The 21,077-nt window shown below is 53.3% G+C and carries 22 protein-coding genes, 1 tRNA gene and 1 pseudogene; 8 read left to right on the forward strand and 16 right to left on the reverse strand.

What is annotated here, in order from left to right; all coding sequences use genetic code 11:
- Nucleotides 1–26: 26 nt before the first annotated feature.
- The 3 genes from ACQG1Y_RS00430 to ACQG1Y_RS00440 form a co-directional block, all read right to left on the reverse strand.
- Complete coding sequence (locus ACQG1Y_RS00430) at nt 27–986, reverse strand: YbgA family protein (RefSeq protein ID WP_032646730.1); 960 nt, start codon at nt 984–986, stop codon at nt 27–29.
- A 102-nt stretch (nt 987–1,088) separates the two neighbouring features.
- Complete coding sequence (uraH, locus tag ACQG1Y_RS00435) at nt 1,089–1,499, reverse strand: hydroxyisourate hydrolase (protein ID WP_045141760.1); 411 nt, start codon at nt 1,497–1,499, stop codon at nt 1,089–1,091.
- Between the two features lie 99 nt (nt 1,500–1,598).
- Nucleotides 1,599–2,324, reverse strand: coding sequence for a MerR family transcriptional regulator (locus ACQG1Y_RS00440; protein WP_062939078.1), 726 nt, complete (start codon nt 2,322–2,324; stop codon nt 1,599–1,601).
- A 117-nt stretch (nt 2,325–2,441) separates the two neighbouring features.
- Here ACQG1Y_RS00440 and ACQG1Y_RS00445 point away from each other — a divergent pair, with 117 nt between their 5' ends.
- On the forward strand, nt 2,442–2,966 hold the full coding sequence (locus ACQG1Y_RS00445; protein WP_015570073.1) for a lipocalin family protein: 525 nt from the start codon (nt 2,442–2,444) through the stop codon (nt 2,964–2,966).
- Between the two features lies 1 nt (nt 2,967).
- Here ACQG1Y_RS00445 and ACQG1Y_RS00450 read toward each other — a convergent pair whose 3' ends face one another.
- The 6 genes and pseudogenes from ACQG1Y_RS00450 to ACQG1Y_RS00475 form a co-directional block, all read right to left on the reverse strand.
- Entirely contained in the window at nt 2,968–3,975 is a 1,008-nt protein-coding gene (locus ACQG1Y_RS00450) for a fimbrial protein (RefSeq protein ID WP_017383645.1), read from the reverse strand.
- Nucleotides 3,975–4,493: a fimbrial protein gene (locus ACQG1Y_RS00455; protein WP_047726340.1), complete on the reverse strand. Its 519-nt coding sequence runs from the start codon at nt 4,491–4,493 to the stop codon at nt 3,975–3,977. The genes ACQG1Y_RS00450 and ACQG1Y_RS00455 overlap by 1 nt, the downstream gene beginning before the upstream one ends.
- Nucleotides 4,484–7,008 (reverse strand): annotated as a pseudogene (locus ACQG1Y_RS00460) (fimbria/pilus outer membrane usher protein). The gene ACQG1Y_RS00455 and the pseudogene ACQG1Y_RS00460 overlap by 10 nt, the downstream one beginning before the upstream one ends.
- 23 nt (nt 7,009–7,031) lie before the next feature.
- Nucleotides 7,032–7,709 (reverse strand): fimbrial biogenesis chaperone, encoded by a 678-nt coding sequence (locus ACQG1Y_RS00465; RefSeq protein ID WP_032104018.1) that lies wholly within the window; start codon nt 7,707–7,709, stop codon nt 7,032–7,034.
- 53 nt (nt 7,710–7,762) lie between these two features.
- On the reverse strand, nt 7,763–8,347 hold the full coding sequence (locus ACQG1Y_RS00470) for a fimbrial protein (RefSeq protein WP_015570069.1): 585 nt from the start codon (nt 8,345–8,347) through the stop codon (nt 7,763–7,765).
- A gap of 52 nt (nt 8,348–8,399) precedes the next feature.
- Nucleotides 8,400–9,002: a helix-turn-helix domain-containing protein gene (locus tag ACQG1Y_RS00475; RefSeq protein ID WP_015570068.1), complete on the reverse strand. Its 603-nt coding sequence runs from the start codon at nt 9,000–9,002 to the stop codon at nt 8,400–8,402.
- Between the two features lie 834 nt (nt 9,003–9,836).
- Here ACQG1Y_RS00475 and ACQG1Y_RS00480 point away from each other — a divergent pair.
- The 4 genes from ACQG1Y_RS00480 to ACQG1Y_RS00495 all read left to right on the forward strand — a co-directional run bounded on the left by ACQG1Y_RS00480 (nt 9,837) and on the right by ACQG1Y_RS00495 (nt 12,722).
- Nucleotides 9,837–10,625, forward strand: coding sequence for a winged helix-turn-helix domain-containing protein (locus tag ACQG1Y_RS00480; RefSeq protein ID WP_032668878.1), 789 nt, complete (start codon nt 9,837–9,839; stop codon nt 10,623–10,625).
- Between the two features lies 1 nt (nt 10,626).
- Nucleotides 10,627–11,106: a hypothetical protein gene (locus ACQG1Y_RS00485; RefSeq protein ID WP_017383641.1), complete on the forward strand. Its 480-nt coding sequence runs from the start codon at nt 10,627–10,629 to the stop codon at nt 11,104–11,106.
- A 353-nt stretch (nt 11,107–11,459) separates the two neighbouring features.
- Nucleotides 11,460–12,230 (forward strand): GlxA family transcriptional regulator, encoded by a 771-nt coding sequence (locus ACQG1Y_RS00490; protein ID WP_223230145.1) that lies wholly within the window; start codon nt 11,460–11,462, stop codon nt 12,228–12,230.
- A 48-nt stretch (nt 12,231–12,278) separates the two neighbouring features.
- Nucleotides 12,279–12,722, forward strand: coding sequence for a GNAT family N-acetyltransferase (locus tag ACQG1Y_RS00495; protein WP_017383639.1), 444 nt, complete (start codon nt 12,279–12,281; stop codon nt 12,720–12,722).
- Nucleotides 12,723–12,754: 32 nt separating this feature from the next.
- Here the strand turns inward: ACQG1Y_RS00495 and ACQG1Y_RS00500 are convergent, their stop codons facing one another.
- From ACQG1Y_RS00500 to ACQG1Y_RS00520, 5 genes are all read right to left on the reverse strand, one after another.
- The gene (locus ACQG1Y_RS00500; RefSeq protein ID WP_229224468.1) at nt 12,755–13,342 is read right to left on the reverse strand and encodes a hypothetical protein; all 588 of its coding nucleotides are present in this window, start codon (nt 13,340–13,342) and stop codon (nt 12,755–12,757) included.
- Nucleotides 13,339–13,704, reverse strand: a complete 366-nt coding sequence (locus ACQG1Y_RS00505) for a tlde1 domain-containing protein (protein ID WP_071963931.1) — start codon at nt 13,702–13,704, stop codon at nt 13,339–13,341. Before ACQG1Y_RS00505 ends, ACQG1Y_RS00500 begins: the two co-directional genes overlap by 4 nt.
- Before the next feature lie 9 nt (nt 13,705–13,713).
- On the reverse strand, nt 13,714–14,199 hold the full coding sequence (gene tssD / locus ACQG1Y_RS00510; RefSeq protein ID WP_032652094.1) for a type VI secretion system tube protein TssD: 486 nt from the start codon (nt 14,197–14,199) through the stop codon (nt 13,714–13,716).
- Nucleotides 14,200–14,462: 263 nt separating this feature from the next.
- Complete coding sequence (locus ACQG1Y_RS00515) at nt 14,463–15,491, reverse strand: virulence RhuM family protein (RefSeq protein WP_071963934.1); 1,029 nt, start codon at nt 15,489–15,491, stop codon at nt 14,463–14,465.
- Nucleotides 15,492–15,549: 58 nt separating this feature from the next.
- Nucleotides 15,550–15,891 carry a SymE family type I addiction module toxin gene (locus tag ACQG1Y_RS00520; protein ID WP_006812446.1) on the reverse strand — a complete coding sequence of 114 codons (342 nt, stop codon included), beginning with the start codon at nt 15,889–15,891 and terminating at the stop codon, nt 15,550–15,552.
- A gap of 124 nt (nt 15,892–16,015) precedes the next feature.
- Here ACQG1Y_RS00520 and ACQG1Y_RS00525 point away from each other — a divergent pair, with 124 nt between their 5' ends.
- The gene (locus ACQG1Y_RS00525; RefSeq protein WP_368740453.1) at nt 16,016–16,207 is read left to right on the forward strand and encodes a toxin-antitoxin system HicB family antitoxin; all 192 of its coding nucleotides are present in this window, start codon (nt 16,016–16,018) and stop codon (nt 16,205–16,207) included.
- Nucleotides 16,208–16,212: 5 nt separating this feature from the next.
- Here the strand turns inward: ACQG1Y_RS00525 and ACQG1Y_RS00530 are convergent, their stop codons facing one another.
- Together ACQG1Y_RS00530 and ACQG1Y_RS00535 are read right to left on the reverse strand one after the other, a co-directional pair.
- The gene (locus tag ACQG1Y_RS00530; protein ID WP_050595187.1) at nt 16,213–16,839 is read right to left on the reverse strand and encodes a DUF6680 family protein; all 627 of its coding nucleotides are present in this window, start codon (nt 16,837–16,839) and stop codon (nt 16,213–16,215) included.
- Nucleotides 16,840–16,919: 80 nt separating this feature from the next.
- Nucleotides 16,920–17,014: transfer RNA gene (locus ACQG1Y_RS00535), tRNA-Sec, on the reverse strand.
- Nucleotides 17,015–17,301: 287 nt separating this feature from the next.
- Between ACQG1Y_RS00535 and ACQG1Y_RS00540 the strand changes: the two genes are divergently transcribed.
- Together ACQG1Y_RS00540 and yicI are read left to right on the forward strand one after the other, a co-directional pair.
- The gene (locus ACQG1Y_RS00540) at nt 17,302–18,693 is read left to right on the forward strand and encodes a glycoside-pentoside-hexuronide family transporter (RefSeq protein WP_368740454.1); all 1,392 of its coding nucleotides are present in this window, start codon (nt 17,302–17,304) and stop codon (nt 18,691–18,693) included.
- 12 nt (nt 18,694–18,705) lie between these two features.
- On the forward strand, nt 18,706–21,024 hold the full coding sequence (yicI, locus tag ACQG1Y_RS00545) for an alpha-xylosidase (RefSeq protein WP_032104029.1): 2,319 nt from the start codon (nt 18,706–18,708) through the stop codon (nt 21,022–21,024).
- Nucleotides 21,025–21,077: the final 53 nt, after the last annotated feature.

Here is a 21,077-nt window from a genome sequence, read left to right on the forward strand (position 1 = left end):
TCAACAGGGCCTTCGCTTCTTTCTTATCAGGTAACGGCCAGACGCAGACCCAAATCATCAGGATAGGGATCAAAGTAGTTTTGCGTCATCAGATACCGGTCAGGGTATTCAGCCAGATAATGCTTAAGCAGCGTCAGCGGCGCGAGGATCGGCAGCAGCCCGTCCCGGTAATGCAGGATCACATCCCGCAGTTCTCCGCGCTGGCGGCTGTTCAGCTGGTTACGGAAATAGCCCTGAATGTGCATCAGCACGTTAGTGTGATTCTTCCGCGAAGCGGGTTTTTTCAGGATGGTCATCAGCTTGTCGCGATAGGCCACGAAAAACGCGTCCAGATCGTCCCACTCGTGCAGTGATGCCACGAACGGACCAATTTCACGGTAGCCTGCCTGATGGTGCGCCAGAAGCTGAAGCTTATAGCGGCTGTGAAAGTCCAGCAGGGCACGACGCGTCAGGCCATTTTTACGCATTACGTTCAGTTCGTGGAGGGCAAAAACGCGCTCAACAAAGTTTTCCCGTAGTACCGGATCGTGCAGGCGACCGTCTTCTTCGACGGGCAGCCAGGGGAAAGTTTCAAGGAGGGCGGCGGTGAACAGCCCGACACCCTCCTTGCGGCCCCGGTTGCCGTTTTCGTCGTACAGCCGCACGCGCTCCATGCCGCAGCTGGGGGATTTTGCACAGACGATAAAACCCGCCAGATCGCCGATTTTCGGCAGATAATCTGCCGTAAATGCGGCCATCTTCTGCGTGACGTCATCGTGCGGCGCTTTGCTGAACCGCATTTCTGTCTCGCCGCCGGTGGTCATCACCAGACGCAGCGCCGGACGAGGCGTGGGCAGGCCGATAGCCATTTCAGGGCATACCGGACGGAAAGCGACCCACTGCGCCAGCTCATCCATCACAAAGCCCATACGCTTATGCCCGCCGTCAAAGCGAACGGCGGAACCGGTCAAACATCCGCTAATACCCAGCACAGGTTTTGTTGTCATGGTGTGCACCTCCCGATCTCATACCTAAAAGTTACACAACAATGCGTATTTGTCCAAGTATTGGCGGGATTATTTTTAAATCGTCTTTAAAATCAAGAGCAATCAGCTGCCCTTGTAGGTTGAGTAACCGTACTGGCTGAGCAGAAGCGGGATGTGCAGTTTTTCATTGGTGCGGGTGACGGTGAACAGCACCGGCACTTCCGGGAAGAAGGAGTCCAGCTTTTTACCGTGGAAGTAATCGGCGGTTTTGAAGGTCACTTTATACACGCCAGGCGCCATATCCTGATCCTGCGGATAGAGCGATTTGATGCGCCCGTCGTGGTCGGTTTTAGCGCTGGCAATCGGGGTCCACTTGTCCTGCTCCTGCTTCTCCAGCGTGACGGCCACATCCGCTGGCGGCATACCGGTTTGCTGGTCCAGAACGTGAACGCTCAGGGTGCCTGCCGGGGCGCTGAACGCGGCAGGCGCGAAAGCCATTGTAGCCAGCATCATCAGAGGGAGTGTCTTTTTCATCGTGTTTTCCTGTTGAGTTGTCGGTGACAGGAAAACGTTAGCACTCGCTGTGCGAAAAAATATTCAACTTTTCGTGAAGATTGCCTCAGCAGAAAATAATCAGAGGATAATCACCTCAAGGGAAACCTGCTGCTGCCACTGCGCAACCTGCTTTTTCCGCACGGCGGTAAGTTTACCGCTGGTGACCAGCAGCCATTTGCGGTCCGGGAAAATTTCCGGGGCCAGCGCGGCAGGGGGAACCGGCAGTATGTCGATGCGGTGGCCCTGGCCGGTGCGCGTCAGAGCTTCAAGCCAGATCTCACAGGGGTCGTTCAGATGCCAGCCGCTGATGAGGATGTTATCGCCCGGCGCTTTTTTATCGCCCTCAAGGCAAAACGAGGTATAGGCGATGAGGATGCCGTCGAGGATCTCACGCAGCGTCATGGCGGCGGCGACGTTGGCCGATATCTGGCTGCGCAACGGACGCAGCACGTTAGTGACCAGCTCTGGCCTTGGGTATTCGCGTCCGGCGTCGTAAATCATCTGACGCAGGGACTCAATTTTCCCCTCCTGCAACTTTTGCAGCATGGCCTGTTGCAGGGTTTTCCAGTTATTGGCGCGGCGCGGCGCAGGGCGTTCCAGCAGTGATTTTACCTGACCGATGGGTACGCCTTTTTTTACCCAGTCGAGGATTTTCAGCGCCTGCTGAACGTCCTCATCGCTGTACAGGCGGTGACCGCCGTCCGTACGCTCGGGTTTGAGCAAGCCATAGCGTCGCTGCCACGCCCGCAGCGTGGTGGCGGTGATGCCGCTGAGTCTGGCGAATTCGCCGATGGAGTAAGCCATGTCTGCATCCGAAGAGAAGGAGTTGTCTCAATATACTACGAATATTCCCCGACGGGATGAAGCGCCGCACGGGTGCGCTACACTTAACGTCCAACCGCGTAAATGAAAGGAGTTCTCATGAGGCTATGGCCTGTCGTTACCGGTGTCGCCATTGCGCTGACGCTGGTTGCCTGTAAATCTCCCACGCCGCCGAAAGGCGTGCAGCCCATTACCGGCTTTGATGCCAGCCGCTATCTCGGCAAATGGTATGAAGTCGCCCGACTGGAAAATCGCTTCGAGCGCGGTCTGGAACAGGTCACCGCGACGTACGGCAAGCGCAGCGATGGCGGTATCAGCGTACTGAACCGCGGCTACGATCCGGTGAAGAAAAAATGGAATGAGAGCGAAGGAAAGGCGTACTTTACCGGCGAACCGACCACGGCTGCGCTGAAGGTATCGTTCTTCGGCCCGTTCTACGGCGGCTATAACGTGATCAAGCTGGATGATAAGTACCAGTACGCGCTGGTCAGCGGCCCGAACCGCGACTATCTGTGGATTTTATCGCGCACCCCGACCATTCCGGATGCGGTAAAACAGGACTACCTGAACACCGCACGCGAGCTGGGCTTCCGGGTCGATCAGCTGGTGTGGGTGAAGCACTAACCTACTGATACGAAAAGGTGATGCTTGCCAGGGCGTTGGCCGAGCCGGGGACCAGTTCACCGGTTCGGATGTACTGCGCCTGGAACGGCAGGGACAGCGTTTGTGCCGAGCTGGTGGTCTGGATGAAAAACTGTCCCGTCGTACCTGCGGACGAGCTGTCCGGCCCCATCATCAGCGGCCCGGTACCGTTATAGAAAAACTGTACGCCAATGCCGGAGGCCGTGGAGTCCCCGGTCAGCGTCACGACCGACGAGGTATTTGACGGTGTGGTCTGATCGGTCATCACTGCGTTAACCGCCACGTTCTCATCGCAGGTCAGGCTGACGTTAAACTCCCCCGACGGCGAGGTGCTGCCTACGCTGGGCAGCGTGTGAATATCAATGGTGCCCAGGTCGACGTTGGCGCTTTTCGTGCCTACCGTGCAGCCGCTTGCCGTCACCGTGATGGTGGTGGGGTTGATGATCACCTGCGCGGTTTTCACTTCGTTGTTATAGGCCGTCAGGATCGCCGCGTTAATGGTCGGGGTCTGGTATACGCCGGATTTCAGCGGAACGCCGGTCTTGATAAACGTCACTTTTGCCGACCAGCCCAGTGCGGTGGCGTAACCGTTAGTCCCATCGGCCGGATAGCTCTGCGTAATGCCCGTCTGCATCGGGACATAGGTGGTGCCGTTATAATCTTTAAGCCCAAGAATGAAGCCGATGCCGGGCACGCCCGTTTCAAATACCATGTAATTTGCGCCATCAAGAATAACCGTGATGCCGGTGGCGGTTATACTGCTGCTCGGCTCCAGCGTCCCTTTGGAGCAGGTAAATACCAGGCCGCACCAGAACACTTCCGAGACGCTCGCAGAGGCGCTCCATTCAGAGCCGATCGTCTTTCCAGGCACGATGGAGTCTGCCGGGCCGGACCACGACATAGGCGTTGGCGAAAGGGTGATATCCGATGTCCAGGAGAGGGCAAGTGCCTGAGAGGACATGAAAAACAGGGCTAAAAACAGTAAACGCATTATTGATACTCCGTCGTCCAGGTTGCCACTGCCGAAACGTCTCCGGCATTGACCGGCGCACCCGTGGCGGCCAGTCGCGCATAGAAGGTCATTTTTACGCTGTCATCCCCCGCCGCGCCGTAAGCAGCGGTTTGGGTGTCCAGCGGGATAAGTACGCTGTCTTTATCCAGAATCTGCACCGCCACGCCGGTCGCGCCGCCGTCAGCGACTTTCAGAAGCTGCGGGTTTTCGTCATCCGGCGTACCGCTGAAGCGGACTTTCACACCAGCAAAGGTGGGGCCGCATGCTTCAAGGGTGAGCGTGAAGGGCGTTTTGATATTGCTGACCGCGCCCGCCTCGCTAAATTGCTTCACGCCGAGGGTGCCCAGCGGCACGTTTTGCTCCTTCGAATCTTCCGAGACAATGCAGGTATTGCCGATCACGTTGCCGGTCACGGAAACCAGCACGTCATAGCCGCGCGCGGGAACGGTGATGAACATCAGCAGGATCAGGGGGAGGAACCGGATGGTTACTGACATATGACCTCCTGGGAATAAAGCCCGGTGCGGGCGTGATAATTCTGCGGGTTCAACGCATAGCGGATCGTGCAGCGCTGGGCGCTGTTGCGCCCCCATACGGCATGCAAGGTTCCCTGCGCTGACAGGCCGGTCAGATACACGCTGCCGCCGTCGCCGACGATACCGCTGGCTTTGTCATCCTCTGACGAGACCAGCGTACCGAAGGGGAGCACGTCTTTAGCGTGACGTACGATAAACATCGCTTTTGCCCCCTGACGCGTGGTGAGGGTGGCGCGAACCAGTGCCCCGTCGGTGGGGATTTTATTGGCGATGGCGTTCTCAAGTTCCACGTCATTGCCCACGGTGGTGACATCCAGCGCAACCTGATTAACGCGATACGGCGTGGCGTACGGGATCACCGCATAGCCCCGGCTGTCGGTTTTGATGCCCTTGTGGTTGAGCACGGCGACATGGCTGGCGCCCGGGGCTTTCACCAGAATATTGGTGTTCCCGAGCGGCTGGCTCAGCGTCAGACCATCCTCATGCAGCACCGCACCGCCGCTCATCCCGTAACTGAGGTTGCGGGAGTCACCGGCGTAGCTGTAGCCCAGGTTATAGTCTCCCCACGCGCCCTCGTATTGCAGCGCGGCATCGCCGCCGTAGTGCTGCTGCGCGCTGTAGCGCTGGTTGACGCTATAGAAAAGATTCTCCTGCCCCGGCAGATACCACTGACACCGGTACTGGCGGTGGTGCCAGCGGGATCCGCATGGGTAGCGGTAAAACGGAGACGGGTCGACAGCGCCGGGTTACCCAGCGGCACCGACAGGGACAACGCGAGGATATTGTCTTTCTTGTTGTCGTACAGGCCAGAGCTACGCTGGGCGCTGATGCCAAGCGACAGGTTACGAAACGTCGCGTTCCACGCGAACTGCAAACTTTGCGTGGTTTTTGACGTATTCCAGTAGGTTTGTTGATCCCAGGACAGCGACAGCGCGCCGTATTCGCCCATCGGCTGCGACAACAGCAGCTGATTTTTTGCCTTACGCGACATATGCAGGTTGTAAACCGTGTCGTAGTGAGTGGTGACGGTGCCATCGTCTTCCACGGTCTGTTTTGGCGCTCCGCCCGCCATGCCTTTGTAAGTGGTATCGCTGAGGGTATAAAACCCTGCCGTTGAGTAACGCAGCGAGAAGAAATTGACTCGCGTACCGATATCGTTCAGCAGCTTGCTGTACCGCAGGCGCACCGAATCACCGGTGTAGTGCTGGTTATCAGCCAGCTGGCTGCGGGCATGGGTGAGGTCGAGGGAGTAGGCGCCAAAGCGGCCGAGATTCTGCCCGATACCGAAGGCCAGGCCGTTGTAGCGATCGGAAAACTGCGCCCCGCCATAAAACGTGAGGCCGTATCGCCAGCCCAGGAACAGCTCGCCCTGCGCGAAGGAGGGCGAGATCTGATTGCCCGCAGGGCGGTATTTCCCCGCACCCAGAGCATATTTGACCTGACCGTTACGCACCAGATTCGGCACGCTGGCAAAGGGCAGGGTGTATTGCGTCTGGCTACCGTCGCTCTCCTGAATGGTGACCGCGAGATCGCCGCCGGAAGAGGTCGGATAGAGATCTTTCAGCACAAACGCTCCCGGCGGAACGGAGGTTTGATAGATGACGTTACCGTTCTGGCGAACCGTCACCGTGGCATTGCCGCGCGCGATGCCACGCACTTCGGGCGCGTAACCGCTCAGGCTGGCGGGCAACATATTGTCATCGGTCTTCAGGGCAACCCCACGCAGGCCAACGGCGTCAAACACCTGCGATGAGGTGAACGTTTCACCGGCATAAACCTGGGCAAGCAGGGCGCGGATATCCCGCTGTAGCCAGGTCTGGACGTGGGTGAGCTCGTTACTCTCTTTGGTCCACGTGGTGAAATCACGCAGCCGCCATGCGCCCAGGTTGGCGCCGCTGTTGAGGCTCACAAACAGCTGTTGTTCCCGCGTGCGCGTCTCGCCCCGGTAGTCATTATTCGCGCCATTGACCACATAGTTCAGCCACGCGGCAGGGATGCCGGACTCCCAGCTCTCCGGGCTGACGTACCCGCGCGGCAGAGCGCGCATCGCGCTTTGCGGTACGGTGAAGTTGAGGGTAAGCGTCCTCTGGTCAAAATCAAACCGGGTATCGGCGAATGACTGGGTTAAAAAAATGCAGCGCTGCGCAGGCGGCAGCTCACCCCCTTTAGCCTGACGGCTGTCGATGCCAAGTGCGGCGAATTGCGCAGGCGTAAGGCACGGCAGGGCTTCACCGGCGGTGTTTTCAGCGACGCGAAACGTGACGTTACCTGTGAACGCGAACTGGGTGTTGATATACACGTTAAGATTGTACTCGCCCGGCGGCAACGCGCTCCCGGCGTTGACCCAGGCGAGATCGGCGCTGTTGGCGCGCTCGCCGTTGAGAAACGCAGGATTAAATTGCAGCTCGCTTTCGGCAGCCACGGCTTGCCGAATCACCAGGGCGATCGCCGTGGCGCACAGGATTTTAATTTTCATGTGGTCACGCCTTACTGTTTTTATTATTGGGACAATGACGTGCGGGTAACGGGCGTCCAGGCGCCATAATCGTTAATCGTCTGGTAGCTTAAGCTGCTCGCATGGCTGAAGGTGTCTGCCAGCGTCACGCTGGATTTCGGCGGTACCATGACGGGCGACACCGGCCTGCCATCAATTTTCACGTTAATGGTGGTGAGGTAATACGGCGTTGGGTTGGTCAGCGTGACCTTGCCCGCGCGGTAGGCGCCGGCAAGGTTTTTCCATGCCTCCCCTGCACCTTCCCTGAGCCGCTCCGGGCGATAAAAGACCTTGATGCGGTTGGCAGAGGCGAATTGCAGCGAATTGCCGGAACCGTTTTTAACCTGCTGTGGGATAGCTTTGACCGTCATCCAGTACAGCGTCTCGCGATCGGCTGGCAGGGCGTCGCCGCTGAACATGATTTTCACCGCGCTTTCGCTGGCGGGCTTCATGACGTACAGCGGCGGCGTGATGACGAAGTCGTTGGTACGGCTCCCTTTCTCGTCTTCCATCCAGGACTGGATCAGAAACGTGGCATCAGGGTGGGTATTTCTTACCTGCATCATCGTCTGCGTAGCCGCGCCGGTGTAAATCAGCCGCGTTGCGCCTAACCCCACGCCGCCTGCGTACACGGCGGATGAACATAACGTGCCAGCCAGACAAATCCATGTGTTTACGCGCATAGTGCGTCTCCTGAAAGCTGAGTCAGACCCGGCCAGCAGACCGGGCCTGAAGATTACGAATAGGTCACGGTGTAGGTGGCGACCGCGCTGGCATCACCCGCCGTGGCGTTGCCCAGTGGGGAGTAATATTTCGCGCTGAAGTTCAGGATGTTCGCCCCCGCACGCAGGGGGATCGCTGCTGCCGGCTCACCCAGCCTGACGACGTTGCCCTGTTCGTCATAAAGACGGATAGCGACATGCTGCGCCGAGCCCGCGCCGCCGTTTACTCCCGCGGCCAGGCTATTCACATCGGTACTGTCCGGTGTACCGGTGAAGGTGATAGCCACGGTCGTTGCGGCAATAGGGTTATCTTCCGTGGACGCGGAGGTATCGGCGATTTCGCAATCTTCCAGGGTGATGGAGAAGGCTTTTGCGGTACTGGCTTCACTGCCTGCGGCAGCCAGCGTGGCGGTACGCACTTCACCCATGTCGACGTCGATATTGGCGCTACCGGCGCTGATGGCACAGGCGGAGGTCACCACTTTACCGCTGAAGTTAACCGTGCCGCCGCTGGTGGTGGCGGCCAGTGCTGAGCCCGCTGGCAGCAGGGCGGCAATGCTTAATGCCAGCAGAGAATGGCAAGTAAGGCGTGCTTTCATTTCATAGTTCCTTGATTTTTTTATTACGAGATTTGCTCTGAAAGCGGCAGGTCTAACTGGTTAAAAAGACCAGCAAATCTGTCTTATTCCTGAGCCCGAGTTTCCTTATCGCTGAGCTTTTTAAGGCGCTCACGCGGCGATAAGAAAGTTTCTCCAGTTCTGCGATGTAACGTATATCCAGTCCGTTCCTGAGTTCCTTTAATACCCTCCTTTCTCCAGGCGTCAGCGATAACGCCGCTGGCTGCTTTTGGGGTCGATAATGGCTATCGACCATTTTTGCTAGCTTTATCCGCCACTGATAAACCGTGTTCTGTAGCGAGATATAGGCATCAATATCTTCCCGGACCCATAACAGGGAATGGGCAGAGGTTGAGTACAGGCAGATAATCACTTCAGGCTGCGTGACTTTGATTTTTTTTAAATATTTCAGTGAGTCATACCCTGTATGGTATTTCTCTGCGCCGGATATAAATAAGATATCGATACGAATCGACGACAGCGCCTTATCCAGTTCCTGATAACCTCCTTCGATGATAATGATGTGAAGGTCGTCGCGGATGCTGCTTAATAACGTTTTAATGCCGTTTCTTGCATAATGATCGCCGCCCATCAGTGCAACAGTTATATGCTGTGTTATTTGGCTATTGTTCGTCATGTTATTCCTCGATTTATAATAGTAATCAGGCGAATTATTTATAAGGTTATCGCCAGTATTCTCGAAGCAATGACGTATTGCATACTGTAGGCCTACTATACGTCGGCCAATAAAGAGGTAATCTGAATTAATCTAAAATTGTATTAATTACTAAGATCGAGACCGGTTACGACGCTTCCCTCTGATTGGTCTTATTCCGCTTCGCTTTCTGTAAATTATGATAGCCGCTATTTTTAATGAAAATTTAGCTTTGATAAATGTTTTGTAAGGAGTTTGTCGTCTGGTGTCAGTGCGGGTGTGAAGTTGCTGACGGGGAATAACAATTTACGAATGTTATCATCGATAAAAACTGATAGAAAGGTGGCTTAAAAGCATACAAAAACCATGTAAGTTATTGATACTGATCAGGTTGAGAAAACTTAAGGCTTAAGGGTGCTGAATATTTTAGACACGCATGTCCGTGGCGTACAATGTTTTTTTATGTAGATATTTGTCAATGTCAAGAGGCGAGGAGTGCGCCAAAAGATGAGGCCCTGATAAATGAGATGCTGCCGGTAGTCAGATACTTCTGTGGAGCGGAAATTCACTTCACAAAACATCATAATGAGGATGATCGTGGATGAAGCGGCTCTGCAAGCCGCATTCTACAAGGGTTGAGTTCTTATGCAGGTTCAGTGAAGCTTAAGGGATGAAATATAAATTAAGATTTTTCGCCAATGGCGAAGATATACAGCATGACGTTAATCAGTCACATTAATCCCGACGTGAATGTCATCCCATACATGCGGTGACCCAGGTTCAACATCTGTTAACCGGAGAATTCATACTGCCCCTATGCATAAGCATTACATTATAAATAATATCGTCGAATTTCATCCTGCGGCCAGCACGTTACGTGATATCAACAATCCTGACCGTGTGGTTGTGTTAAATTCGCCAGCAGGCCGATGCCTGTTGTTATTAATCGACAGAGCGGGGTCGATTGTCACTCAGCAAGAGTTCCTTGATATTGTCTGGCAAAGCCGCGGCATGCTTGTCTCCTCCAATACCTATTACCAGAACATCTCCATCCTGCGCAAAGGGCTCAAAAAGATTGGTTTTGAAACTGACCCTATCGTTACCATTCCGCGGATTGGGTTGACGCTGGCAAGCGACACGCAAATAACCGTCAGAGAGTCTTCACCCGTCGCGCCTCAACCCGCAGAGGAACAATGTGGGGAGGCGCCAGCGATCGAGGAGGTCTCTGCACCCTCCGAGCCAGCAACACCCGTTGCCAGGAAGCCCACGCGCTGGCTGGCTGTTGTCATGGGTCTATTGATCGTCCTGGCCGGGGCAGGCGTGACGGGATATATGAACGCCACAGAAAACCGTTTTGTTGAGGATTACCGTTTTGCGGCATCCGTCGGAGCCTGTCGCGTTTATCTTGCGAACGACATTCAGACTCACGCTGAACGCGCTTCCGCGCTGACCTATGTGGAACAATTCAAGGCTGAATGCGCGCAATATCCCTGGGTTTACATCAGCTGGTACGCTCTGCTTCCTCGTGCGTCGGTTATTCGCTGCGACCGGCCAATGAAAGAGCCGAACCGCTGTATATCTGATTATTTCCTGAAGGATAGCTAGCATGACTCGTTTTCGGCAGATGCTGTATATCATCGTGACGGGCCTCGTCACCGCAGGCGTGCTGACGGGCTATTACCTGTGGCACCGAACTTACGTTCAGCCTTTTTCATGCCAGGCTAATCTGGTACAGCACCATCCGGATGAGACGCTGACGGTCTGGCTGAATTACACCTTCGACGGGAAACTCGGCACCCTGAGCATGAATGGCCGGGCAAAGAGCGATCCGGGTAAAACCATTGACAGGAAAATTTCCTTTCGGGTGGAGAGACAAGATCATCTCTATTTGCTGACGTCAGAAAAAAATATGACGTTCCCGGACGATAATGTCGAAGACAGCTGGCTGGAAAAATATGAACCGCAATTCTTTGTCTATCCGGGCAAGAGTATTTATATGCGGATCAATGAACAACATAATGGTAACTATATCTTTACCTTAGGAACATTACCGACATATGTGTGTCGTGGTTCAAAAAAAGAATGATATAAACGAGAAAAACATTATATTTTCCTCCCGTCTCATTTATGCTTGATTTAAAATATCAGGATTACCTTAGAAATAAAAAGTGCGACAGATCATGTTGCGATAATGTAATTAATTTTAAATTTGGCAAGTAAATGAAAAGTGTATTTGACTCCTCCGATGGGGGGAAATCAGTACCGGAAAAGTGTCTGCATATTGGGTTGATATTATGGCCCCGTTATTCACTCCTGGCCGTCTCCGGGTTGCTGGAGGCGCTGCGTTATGCAGCGAAAGCTCAGGATAAATTAGCATTTAAAATCAGCCTGATAAGTGAATTTCCTGATATCCCGATTATCAGCAATGCGGGGATTATCATGAGACCGGATTCCCCCCATGCGCCGCCGGACAGTTTTAACTATCTTGCTGTTATCGGCGGTGAATTGCAGTATCTGGACTTAGGGTATCAGGGGGATAAAGCATATCTGGCACATGCCCACCATGCCGGGGTTCCGCTCATTGGCATTGGCACCGGCAGTTTTGTGCTCGCACAGGAAGGATTGCTGAATGAACGACGAGCGTCCATCCATCCTTTCCACCTTGATGCATTTCGGCAGGCTTTCCCGCTGGTTTATGCTGAGCAAGGGTATGATTTCATCGACGATGGCGATGTGCTGACCTGCCCGGGCGGTATTTCCACCCTGACGCTGGCAACTGAGCTTATCCGCGCCCATGCCGGGGATGATATCGCCAGCACCACCTGTCAGCGTTTGTCGCTCGTTCCGCATGAAATTGCCACCCCGCGTCCGGCGAATTTTGCGCTTATCCCTGACTCGCGGTTGCGCCGCGCCGTCATGCTGATAGAACAGTTCCTGACCCGGCCGCTCACCACCGCCGGGCTTGCGCGAGAAGTGGCATTGAGTGAACGCCAGCTCAACCGTCTGTTCCACGCAGAATTCGGCAAAACGGCCCGCGAATTTATCCGCAGTGCCAGACTGCGCTATGCTTGCTGGCTGCTGAAGAACTCACAGCAAAGCGTGACGGATATTGCGCAGCGGATGGGGTTCAGCGACTGCGCGCACTTTATTCGTCATTTTCAGACGGAGTATGGTTGTACGCCTGGCGTGTGGCGCACGTCGCAGAGCTGAATATTATTACATTGCTGCCCTGAAACTTTACTCAACCGGAATATCATCATGAAAATAGAAGCCGCACACCCCTCACAATTTGAACGCCTCGTCGCAGTCTGGGAGTCGTCCGTTCGCGCCACGCACCGCTTTTTGCAGGAAAGCGATATCGCGGCGCTGCGTCCGTTATTGCTCAACGCATATTTGCCTAATCTCAGGGTTGTGATTGCCCGGGATGACGTGGGTATTATTCACGGCTTTTTGGGCGTGGATAAAAATCGCATTGAAATGCTGTTTGTGGATGATGCGAGCCGGGGGAAGGGTATCGGGAAAATGCTGCTGCAATATGCCATTGCAGAATTCGGCGTAAATGAAGTGGATGTGAACGAGCAGAATCCGCAGGGGGTGGCGTTTTATCGTCATATGGGGTTTGAGCAGGTCGGGCGCTCGGAGCTGGACGGGCAGGGGAATCCGTTTCCGCTGTTGCATATGCGGTTGAGTGGACAGGCTTAACGCCCTCTTCTGTAAAAGAGGGAGCCTGCAAGCTAGTTACTGGTTATTTGCCCGATGATTACACCACGCACTTTTTCGCCATCGAAGTAATAAGAGACGGTATTGTTCTGAACAAATCCATCCTGTACAGGTGTCTCCTGATAAAGCAGGATCTTTTTTCTGTTGCCGATTGCTTTTTTGCCGAACAATTCAACTAAATCCCCGTGAGTGGCATTTAACAATGGAACGCCAGAGACTGAGACACTGACTCGTTCCGTTGTATTCACACATTCTTTATGGATGCCATCCCTGGATATGGCTAGCGCAGTTAACAGCCCTGCACCCATTTCGTTATCTGAAATGAACCAATAATTGGTGCCATCGTCGTCATGAAGGCAGATCCAGTGCGCGGAGCTGTCTTTCTCCACGTATGTACTGAAAATCTGAGACAGATGAGTAACTTCCATCTGAACCGTTTTCTTGCCGATCGTGATGGTCGGGGAAAGGGGCACTATGGTTGAAATTTCCGTCAGCGAGCCGTCTTCATCGTAATACTGTATTGCGAAGCCGGTCATTTCAGATGCTGAGACATGCGAACTGACTGCAACGAGTAATGGCAATGAACAAATTAAACGCTTCATTTGACAATCAACACCGTATCGTTGCTTTTCCAGATGCTTCTTCTCGCACTCAGAGGAGCAATGATGCAGCCCTCTGAAGAGTCGTCAGGGTGCAAACTGCTTTTACCATGTATTTTAAATGAGTCTCTACCACACATCTCATTTGTCGAGTAGGGCGTGAGGCTGAGAGTATATTTCCCGGTGTGGGCTGAATTATGAGGGGAACCAATTGTGTATTTCCCTCGAGGTAGAGGCCCACTGTTTTTTACACATTCATGAGATGGATCGTTTTTGTAACCACTTGCTCCTGCATAATCTGCATCGAACTGATAAACACCATCAAGATAAAATTTGTGCTCTTTTACATCATATTCCCAGGACATACTTTCTCCTTAAGCGCGTTCCTTCCAGGTATCAGAATGAATGATGTTTCCATCTATGTAATGCCATGTTATTTTTTCATATGTTAGATCTACATATTCACAATGTGTATAGCGTTCGTTTCGCGGTAGTTTAATGTCAAACATGAGTGGTTCAATTTGAACTACTCTTGCATTTTCTAAAGTTGTCTTAAAGTAAGCCTCTTCAAGTCCGTTATAGTTGATTCTGTAAAATATGAACTCTGCTTTTTTAAGTGTTTGCCCAGTGCATAAGGCTTTGTATAGATAAGAGGATGATGAATCAATCTCTTTCATGAATGCATAGGTACTACAAATGCGTTTTGCAGTGATTTTACCGGAGAATTTATCTATAGGTTGTTCTATAGAATGCATAAATTCAATCACTTCTATTGAACCTTCGCGATATTTTATATCGACAGAACCATTAATCCTCCGGCCTGAATCATCCTCGAGCCATAAGTAAACAGGTATAGCCATCTCAATCTCCTTTTATAGACTGAGGGAAACTACTCTTCATTATGGATTTAAATTGTGACTTTCATTTCAAAACAGGAATGTTAAAGAATTTTGGTTGGTTTAATAGAAAGTTGTAGTTGCGAGATATGGATGGTATCAATTGACGTTTAAAAATTTATAAGGTTGATTTATGACTATTCTTCCATCGCAAGAATAATAGTCACTAAAAAAAGCATCAAATATTGAAATGATGAATATCATTAAATAATGAACCTATGCCGGGATTAGCGCTTAGCCTGCTTATCCCATTTTAATAAGCCGGCGATATCTTTCTTACCTTCGGCTTCTTTCAGCAGGCGCTGCTTTTTTTCAAACTCGAGGTATTCTGAGCACGCCTTTTCATCAGCCGTTTTCTTGCTGATTTTGCCTGCTCCTTCTAAAACGTCCCGGTCATTAAATTGCAGAAACTGATCGAGCTTGGTTTGCCAGTCTCGTAAAAATACCTGCTTGCGGCGTTTGGCCTGATCTTCGGCAAAATCGAGCCACATATTAACGACGCGATTAAGCTCGCTCACCTCATCCTGAGACAGATAATTTTTTGCGGTGGTGACATCGCTTTTACGGACTTCTTCGCATTTATAGCTGGTCAGCCCCATATGCGGTTGAGTGGCGTCCGCACGTTGGTGAATCAACTCAGCAGCGGTGTGCCCAGTGCAGGCAAAATGCAGTTTATTCTGGATGGTCTGAAAGAATTGCGTGGTTTCTTTGAGCGACGGCTGATAGTCAGCAGCTAATGCGAAAATCTCCCTCACGCGAAGATAGACCCGGCGTTCGCTGGCACGTATATCGCGAATGCGTTCCAGCATTTCATCGAAATAGTCAGGGACGGCGGAAGATCCCACAGGCGGATTTTTCAGGCGCTCGTCGTCCATAACGAAGCCTTTAACCAGGTATTCCTGGAGCGTTTGGGTGGCCCACTGGCGGAACTGCGTACCTCGCGTGGATCGGACGCGATAGCCGATGGCGAGAATGACGGGCAGGCTAAAGTATTGAACGTTATATACTTTACCATCGCTGGCAGTTGTTCGGTAAAACCGAACAACTGAATTTTCGACCAGTTCACCCTCATCAAAAATATTCTTGATATGCCCGCTGATCGTAGCTTTGGCTTTGCCGTATAACTCACAGATCGTGGCCTGTGAGAGCCACAACGTATCGCTTTCGAAGCGGCATTCAATGCGAACTTTTCCATCCTTGCTGGCAAACATGACAAACTCACCGGCTGGAGAATTTATTAATTCCTCATATGTCATGCTGCCTCCGCTTCATAAGGTTGATGCCTGCAAGCTCGTAGTATGCCAGAAATAGGCGCTAAGCCAGGTGGTTTGTATTTGATTTTGCGAGGCGCTTTCCAGCATGTGGAATTTGGATCGCTGCAAGCGCGTCCTCTATCTCAATAAGCTTTGCTTTCGTCCGTTTATAATCGTCCTGCAAACGCTGCTCCTGCTCGTTATACGCCACCAGAACGATGCATCCTTTCATGACCTTTACCGTGACCTGCTGTCCGGTATCAAACCCCGCTGCGCGCAACCACTTACCGGAAAGGATGATTTTCGGCGTGGATTTGTCGTAAACATTCGGGCGGTATCCCACAATTAACGAACGCTCGGTTCCGGATTGGTCGGTGTCTGGGGTAGAATGCGAATCAGCCATAATCAACTCCTTGATAGTTGGTGAGGTTAGACGCTCCGGTTGTGTTCCCGCACATCGGGGCGTTGAAATACAGGGGGTTTAGGTGGCCTCCTATATGTATCAGAGTAGATGGATAGGTGGCCTCATGTTAATCATATCGCGCGAAAAAAAACCAAAAGGCGGCGGGCAGTCTCCGCAGTTTAAGATGCGTATTGATCCGGCATTGAAGGAACAGTTGGATGCGGTAGCGGCTGAGGAAGGGGTGAGCCTCGCTAGCTGGTTAAAGGAGTTGGCGAGAGAGGCGTTACGAGCTAAGGGTATTTCACCGAAAGCATGAATATGTCAGCGTGTTTCTGTATCGAAATCAGTTGTTGTTTCAGGCATGACTTCATCATTCTGATTTGAATTATTCATGGGAGCATTAGTGATGAACATCGGTAAGGCTGTATCGCCAGAGAAAACTTTTTCTAACCCTTTTAAGATATTTGCTTGTGTTGTTTCTAAATCGCCATGAGCAATTGGCCTATAGCAGTCTCTTTGTAATTGTACTTTATCAAAATCGTAATTCATTGCTTGCGAAAGAGCGTAGAGCAAGTCAGTAAAAAGATCATCGGATTTGGATATCCAAATATTAATATCTGGGTAGTCATTGATTTTATTTAGATGGCTATTATAACTTTTCCAGGCATGAGTAACAGTTTGTTCTTTCTTGGTTTGGTATCTGATTCTTATTATTGGGAGTTTTCTTCCATAAAACTCTAGATCGATCATATTTAATGCTTGCACATGTTCTCTATGCAATCTTTGAGCTCTAGTAGACATTAAAGTTCTGAATATCGATAAGCGGCTTTGTTTTCTTTCTCTGAATTGCTCTAATGTTTTTTGTATTTGAACAGCAAGAACAGGGCCAACAATAACTGCTGCTGTCATAATTATATCTTTTGTTTCCATGCCAAATAATATATTCATATAACACTTCCTTAGTGATAGTTATAAAGATATTATATGCTTTAAGAATGGATATTTGAAAAAATTAATTATATGAATTTTGGCGGAAGATCACAGGAGTCGAACCTGCCCGGGAACGCTGGCGCCCCCAACTGGATTTGAAGTCCAGCCACCTCACCGGAGATGACGATCTTCCGCGCCTGCATTGCTACATGGAGGCGGGGCGCATTATAGCTACTTTCAGACATTTACCACATACCCCACACCACTTTTTTCACCTCTCTTTTGACCTTAACCCCCCTGTTTCAGCTAATTCTTAAGAAAATCCTCAGGTTAGCATTTCGTGCTCATCAACTTTTATCCCGATCACAAAAAACAAGAAACGTAATCTCTTAACCAGAAAACGCAATACCCGCCCCTGAAACAATGGTTTAAAAAACGGTAACCGGTCTCAGCGCCCCCTACAGCGTGAAGGATAAAAATATGAGCGAAGTCCTGTCAGTAAAAGAGAAGATTGGCTACGGCATGGGAGACGCCGCCAGCCATATCATTTTTGATAACGTCATGCTTTATATGATGTTTTTCTACACCGATATTTTTGGTATTCCCGCCGGGTTTGTCGGCACCATGTTCCTGCTGGCCCGCGCGCTGGATGCGATCTCCGACCCGTGCATGGGCCTGATTGCCGACCGCACCCGCAGCCGCTGGGGCAAGTTCCGTCCGTGGATTTTGTTCGGCGCCATTCCGTTCGGCATCGTCTGCGTGCTGGCGTATACCACGCCGGACCTCAGCCTCAACGGTAAAATGGTTTACGCCGCCGTTACCTACACCCTGCTGACCCTGCTCTATACCGTGGTCAACATCCCGTACTGCGCGCTGGGCGGCGTGATCACCAACGACCCGACGCAGCGTATCTCCCTCCAGTCCTGGCGCTTTGTGCTGGCGACGGCGGGCGGTATGCTCTCTACGGTGCTGATGATGCCACTGGTGAACCTGATTGGCGGTGATGACAAAGCATTCGGCTTTCAGGGCGGGATCGCCGTGCTGTCGGTGGTCGCGTTCCTGATGCTGGCGTTCTGCTTCTTCACCACCAAAGAGCGCATCCAGGTGCCGCCGAGCACCACCTCCATGCGGGAAGACCTGCGCGACATCTGGCACAACGACCAGTGGCGCATCGTCGGCGTGCTCACCATCCTCAACATTCTCGCCGTCTGCGTGCGCGGGGGCGCGATGATGTACTACTGCACCTGGATCATGGGCTCGCCGGAGGTGTTCGTCGCCTTCCTCACCACCTACTGCGTCGGCAATCTTATTGGCTCCGCGCTGGCGAAACCGCTCACCGACTGGAAGTGCAAGGTCAGCATCTTCTGGTGGACCAACGCCGCGCTGGCGGTGGTTAGCGTGGCGATGTTCTTCGTGCCGATGCATGCCACCGTCCTGATGTTCGGCTTCATCTTCGTTATCGGCGTGCTGCACCAACTGGTGACGCCGATTCAGTGGGTAATGATGTCCGATACCGTCGACTACGGCGAATGGACCAACGGCAAACGACTGACCGGCATCAGCTTTGCGGGCACGCTGTTCGTGCTGAAGCTCGGCCTGGCGCTGGGCGGGGCGATGATCGGCTGGATGCTGGCAGGCGGCGGCTACGACGCGGCAGCCAAAACCCAGAACAGCGCGACCATCAGCATCATCATCGGCCTGTTTACCCTGGCACCGGCGATCTGTTACGTGCTGAGCGCCATTATCGCCAGGCGCTACTACACGCTGAAAACCCCCTTCCTGACCAAAATTCTGCGCGAGCTGGCGCAGGGCGCGCGCCGCAATCAGCAGGAGTTTGAAAACCTGCCGGTCAGCAAAGAATTGCAGAACTAAGAGGACGTAAGCATGAAAATCAGTGATGGAAACTGGCTTATTCAACCGGGCCTGAATGTGACCTATCCGGTGCAGGTGTTCGACGTGGAGCAGCAGGGCAATGACCTGGTGGTGTATGTGGCGCCGCGTGACGTGCGCGAACGCACCTGGCAGCTCGACACGTTGATGTTCACGGTGCGCCTGTTTGCCCCGCAGGAAGGGATTGTCGGGGTGCGCATTGAGCACTTCCAGGGTGCGCTGAACAACGGCCCGCACTATCCGCTGAACGTTCTGAAGGATGTAAAAGTTGAGATTGAAAACAACGCCGAATTTGCCGAGCTGAAAAGCGGCAGCGTCAGCGTGCGCGTCGCCAAAGGCGAGTTCTGGGCGCTGGATTTCCTGCGCAACGGCCAGCGCATTACCGGCAGCCAGCTGAAAAACAACGGCTACGTGCAGGACAGCAATACCGATCGCAACTATGTGTTTGAACGTCTGGATCTGGGCGTGGGGGAAACGGTCTACGGCCTGGGCGAGCGCTTTACCGCGCTGGTGCGCAACGGCCAGACGGTCGAAACCTGGAACCGCGACGGGGGCACCAGCACCGAGCAGTCCTACAAAAACATCCCGTTCTACCTGACCAACCGCGGCTACGGCGTGCTGGTGAATCACCCGGAGAACGTCTCGTTTGAAGTCGGCTCCGAAAAAGTCTCCAAAGTGCAGTTCAGCGTGGAAGGGGAGTATCTGGAGTACTTCGTGATCGACGGCCCGACGCCGAAAGAAGTGCTGAACCGCTATACCCGCTTCACCGGCAGTCCGGCGCTGCCGCCTGCGTGGTCGTTCGGCCTGTGGCTGACCACCTCGTTCACCACCAACTACGACGAAGCGACGGTTAACAGCTTTATCGACGGCATGGCCGAGCGCGACCTGCCGCTGCACGTGTTCCACTTCGACTGCTTCTGGATGAAGGCCTTCCAGTGGTGCGACTTCGAGTGGGACCCGGTGACCTTCCCCGATCCGGAAGGCATGATCCGCCGCCTGAAAGAGAAAGGGCTGAAGGTCTGCGTGTGGATCAACCCGTACATCGGCCAGAAATCGCCGATCTTCCGGGAGTTGAAAGAGAAGGGCTACCTGCTCAAGCGCCCGGACGGCTCCCTGTGGCAGTGGGACAAATGGCAGCCGGGGCTGGCGATCTACGACTTCACCAACCCGGACGCGTGCAGGTGGTATGCGGACAAACTGAAAGGCCTGGTGGAGATCGGCGTCGACTGCTTCAAGACCGACTTCGGCGAGCGTATCCCGACGGAGGTCCAGTGGTTTGACGGTTCCGATCCGCAGAAGATGCATAACCATTACGCCTACATCTACAACGAACTGGTGTGGAACGTGCTGAAAGAGACGGTGGGAGAAGAAGAGGCGGTGCTGTTTGCCCGTTCTGCCTCCGTGGGTGCGCAACAGTTCCCGGTACACTGGGGTGGCGACTGCTACGCCAACTATGAGTCGATGGCCGAAAGCCTGCGCGGCGGGCTGTCGATTGGCCTGTCCGGCTTCGGGTTCTGGAGCCACGATATCGGCGGGTTCGAAAACACCGCTCCGGCGCACGTCTACAAACGCTGGTGCGCGTTCGGGCTGTTCTCCAGCCACAGCCGCCTGCACGGCAGCAAATCCTACCGCGTGCCGTGGGCGTACGATGACGAGTCCTGCGATGTGGTGCGCCACTTCACGCAGCTGAAATGCCAGCTGATGCCGTACCTGTATCGTCAGGCGGCGCTGGCCCGCGAGTTCGGCACGCCGATGCTGCGGGCGATGATGCTGGAGTTCCCGGACGATCCGGCGTGCGATTACCTCGACCGCCAGTACATGTTGGGGGATTCAATGATGGTGGCGCCGGTGTTCTCCGAGGCGGGCGACGTGCAGTTCTACCTGCCGGAAGGGCGCTGGACGCACCTGTGGCACAACGATGAAATCGAGGGTAGCCGCTGGCATAAGCAGCAGCACGATTTCCAGAGCCTGCCGGTCTATGTGCGCGACAACACACTGCTGGCGCTCGGCAATAATAACCAGAAGCCGGACTATGCGTGGCACGAGGGGACGGCCTTCCAGCTCTTTAACCTGAGCGATGGCGCAACGGCGGTGAGTGAAGTGCCTGCGGCGGACGGTTCTGTAGTGTTTGCGCTGAAGGCGTCACGTCAGGGCGACGTCGTGACCTTTACCGGCGCGGGAGATGCGCAAAACTGGTCGGTGTGCTTGCGCAACGTGCAGAAGGTCGGCGGCGTAAAAGGCGGTTCACATGCGGGCAGCGAATGGGGTGTGGTGGTGAAAGCCGAGGGGGATGAGGTGGTGGTTCACCTCTGAGCTGGAAAAATGCCCGGTGGCGCTTCGCTTACCGGGCCTACGGTAATTATGCG

Origin of the sequence: Enterobacter cloacae complex sp. 397G4, assembly GCF_050031515.1 — a bacterium.
GTDB classification, from domain to species: Bacteria; Pseudomonadota; Gammaproteobacteria; order Enterobacterales; family Enterobacteriaceae; genus Enterobacter; species Enterobacter hormaechei_C.

Bases quoted from the DNA above. Each gene is read 5' to 3' on its own strand.
- ACQG1Y_RS00470 (WP_015570069.1), bottom strand. From the start codon at position 8,347: ATGAAAGCACGCCTTACTTGCCATTCTCTGCTGGCATTAAGCATTGCC.
- ACQG1Y_RS00520 (WP_006812446.1), bottom strand. From the start codon at position 15,891: ATGGCTGATTCGCATTCTACCCCAGACACCGACCAATCCGGAACCGAG.
- tssD (WP_032652094.1), bottom strand. From the start codon at position 14,199: ATGGCTATACCTGTTTACTTATGGCTCGAGGATGATTCAGGCCGGAGG.
- yicI (WP_032104029.1), top strand. From the start codon at position 18,706: ATGAAAATCAGTGATGGAAACTGGCTTATTCAACCGGGCCTGAATGTG.
- ACQG1Y_RS00540 (WP_368740454.1), top strand. From the start codon at position 17,302: ATGAGCGAAGTCCTGTCAGTAAAAGAGAAGATTGGCTACGGCATGGGA.
- ACQG1Y_RS00430 (WP_032646730.1), bottom strand. From the start codon at position 986: ATGACAACAAAACCTGTGCTGGGTATTAGCGGATGTTTGACCGGTTCC.
- uraH (WP_045141760.1), bottom strand. From the start codon at position 1,499: ATGAAAAAGACACTCCCTCTGATGATGCTGGCTACAATGGCTTTCGCG.
- ACQG1Y_RS00485 (WP_017383641.1), top strand. From the start codon at position 10,627: ATGACTCGTTTTCGGCAGATGCTGTATATCATCGTGACGGGCCTCGTC.
- ACQG1Y_RS00500 (WP_229224468.1), bottom strand. From the start codon at position 13,342: ATGAAGCGTTTAATTTGTTCATTGCCATTACTCGTTGCAGTCAGTTCG.
- ACQG1Y_RS00465 (WP_032104018.1), bottom strand. From the start codon at position 7,709: ATGCGCGTAAACACATGGATTTGTCTGGCTGGCACGTTATGTTCATCC.
- ACQG1Y_RS00445 (WP_015570073.1), top strand. From the start codon at position 2,442: ATGAGGCTATGGCCTGTCGTTACCGGTGTCGCCATTGCGCTGACGCTG.
- ACQG1Y_RS00475 (WP_015570068.1), bottom strand. From the start codon at position 9,002: ATGACGAACAATAGCCAAATAACACAGCATATAACTGTTGCACTGATG.
- ACQG1Y_RS00490 (WP_223230145.1), top strand. From the start codon at position 11,460: ATGAGACCGGATTCCCCCCATGCGCCGCCGGACAGTTTTAACTATCTT.
- ACQG1Y_RS00480 (WP_032668878.1), top strand. From the start codon at position 9,837: ATGCATAAGCATTACATTATAAATAATATCGTCGAATTTCATCCTGCG.
- ACQG1Y_RS00505 (WP_071963931.1), bottom strand. From the start codon at position 13,704: ATGTCCTGGGAATATGATGTAAAAGAGCACAAATTTTATCTTGATGGT.
- ACQG1Y_RS00455 (WP_047726340.1), bottom strand. From the start codon at position 4,493: ATGTCAGTAACCATCCGGTTCCTCCCCCTGATCCTGCTGATGTTCATC.
- ACQG1Y_RS00515 (WP_071963934.1), bottom strand. From the start codon at position 15,491: ATGACATATGAGGAATTAATAAATTCTCCAGCCGGTGAGTTTGTCATG.
- ACQG1Y_RS00495 (WP_017383639.1), top strand. From the start codon at position 12,279: ATGAAAATAGAAGCCGCACACCCCTCACAATTTGAACGCCTCGTCGCA.
- ACQG1Y_RS00525 (WP_368740453.1), top strand. From the start codon at position 16,016: ATGTTAATCATATCGCGCGAAAAAAAACCAAAAGGCGGCGGGCAGTCT.
- ACQG1Y_RS00450 (WP_017383645.1), bottom strand. From the start codon at position 3,975: ATGCGTTTACTGTTTTTAGCCCTGTTTTTCATGTCCTCTCAGGCACTT.
- ACQG1Y_RS00530 (WP_050595187.1), bottom strand. From the start codon at position 16,839: ATGAATATATTATTTGGCATGGAAACAAAAGATATAATTATGACAGCA.
- ACQG1Y_RS00440 (WP_062939078.1), bottom strand. From the start codon at position 2,324: ATGGCTTACTCCATCGGCGAATTCGCCAGACTCAGCGGCATCACCGCC.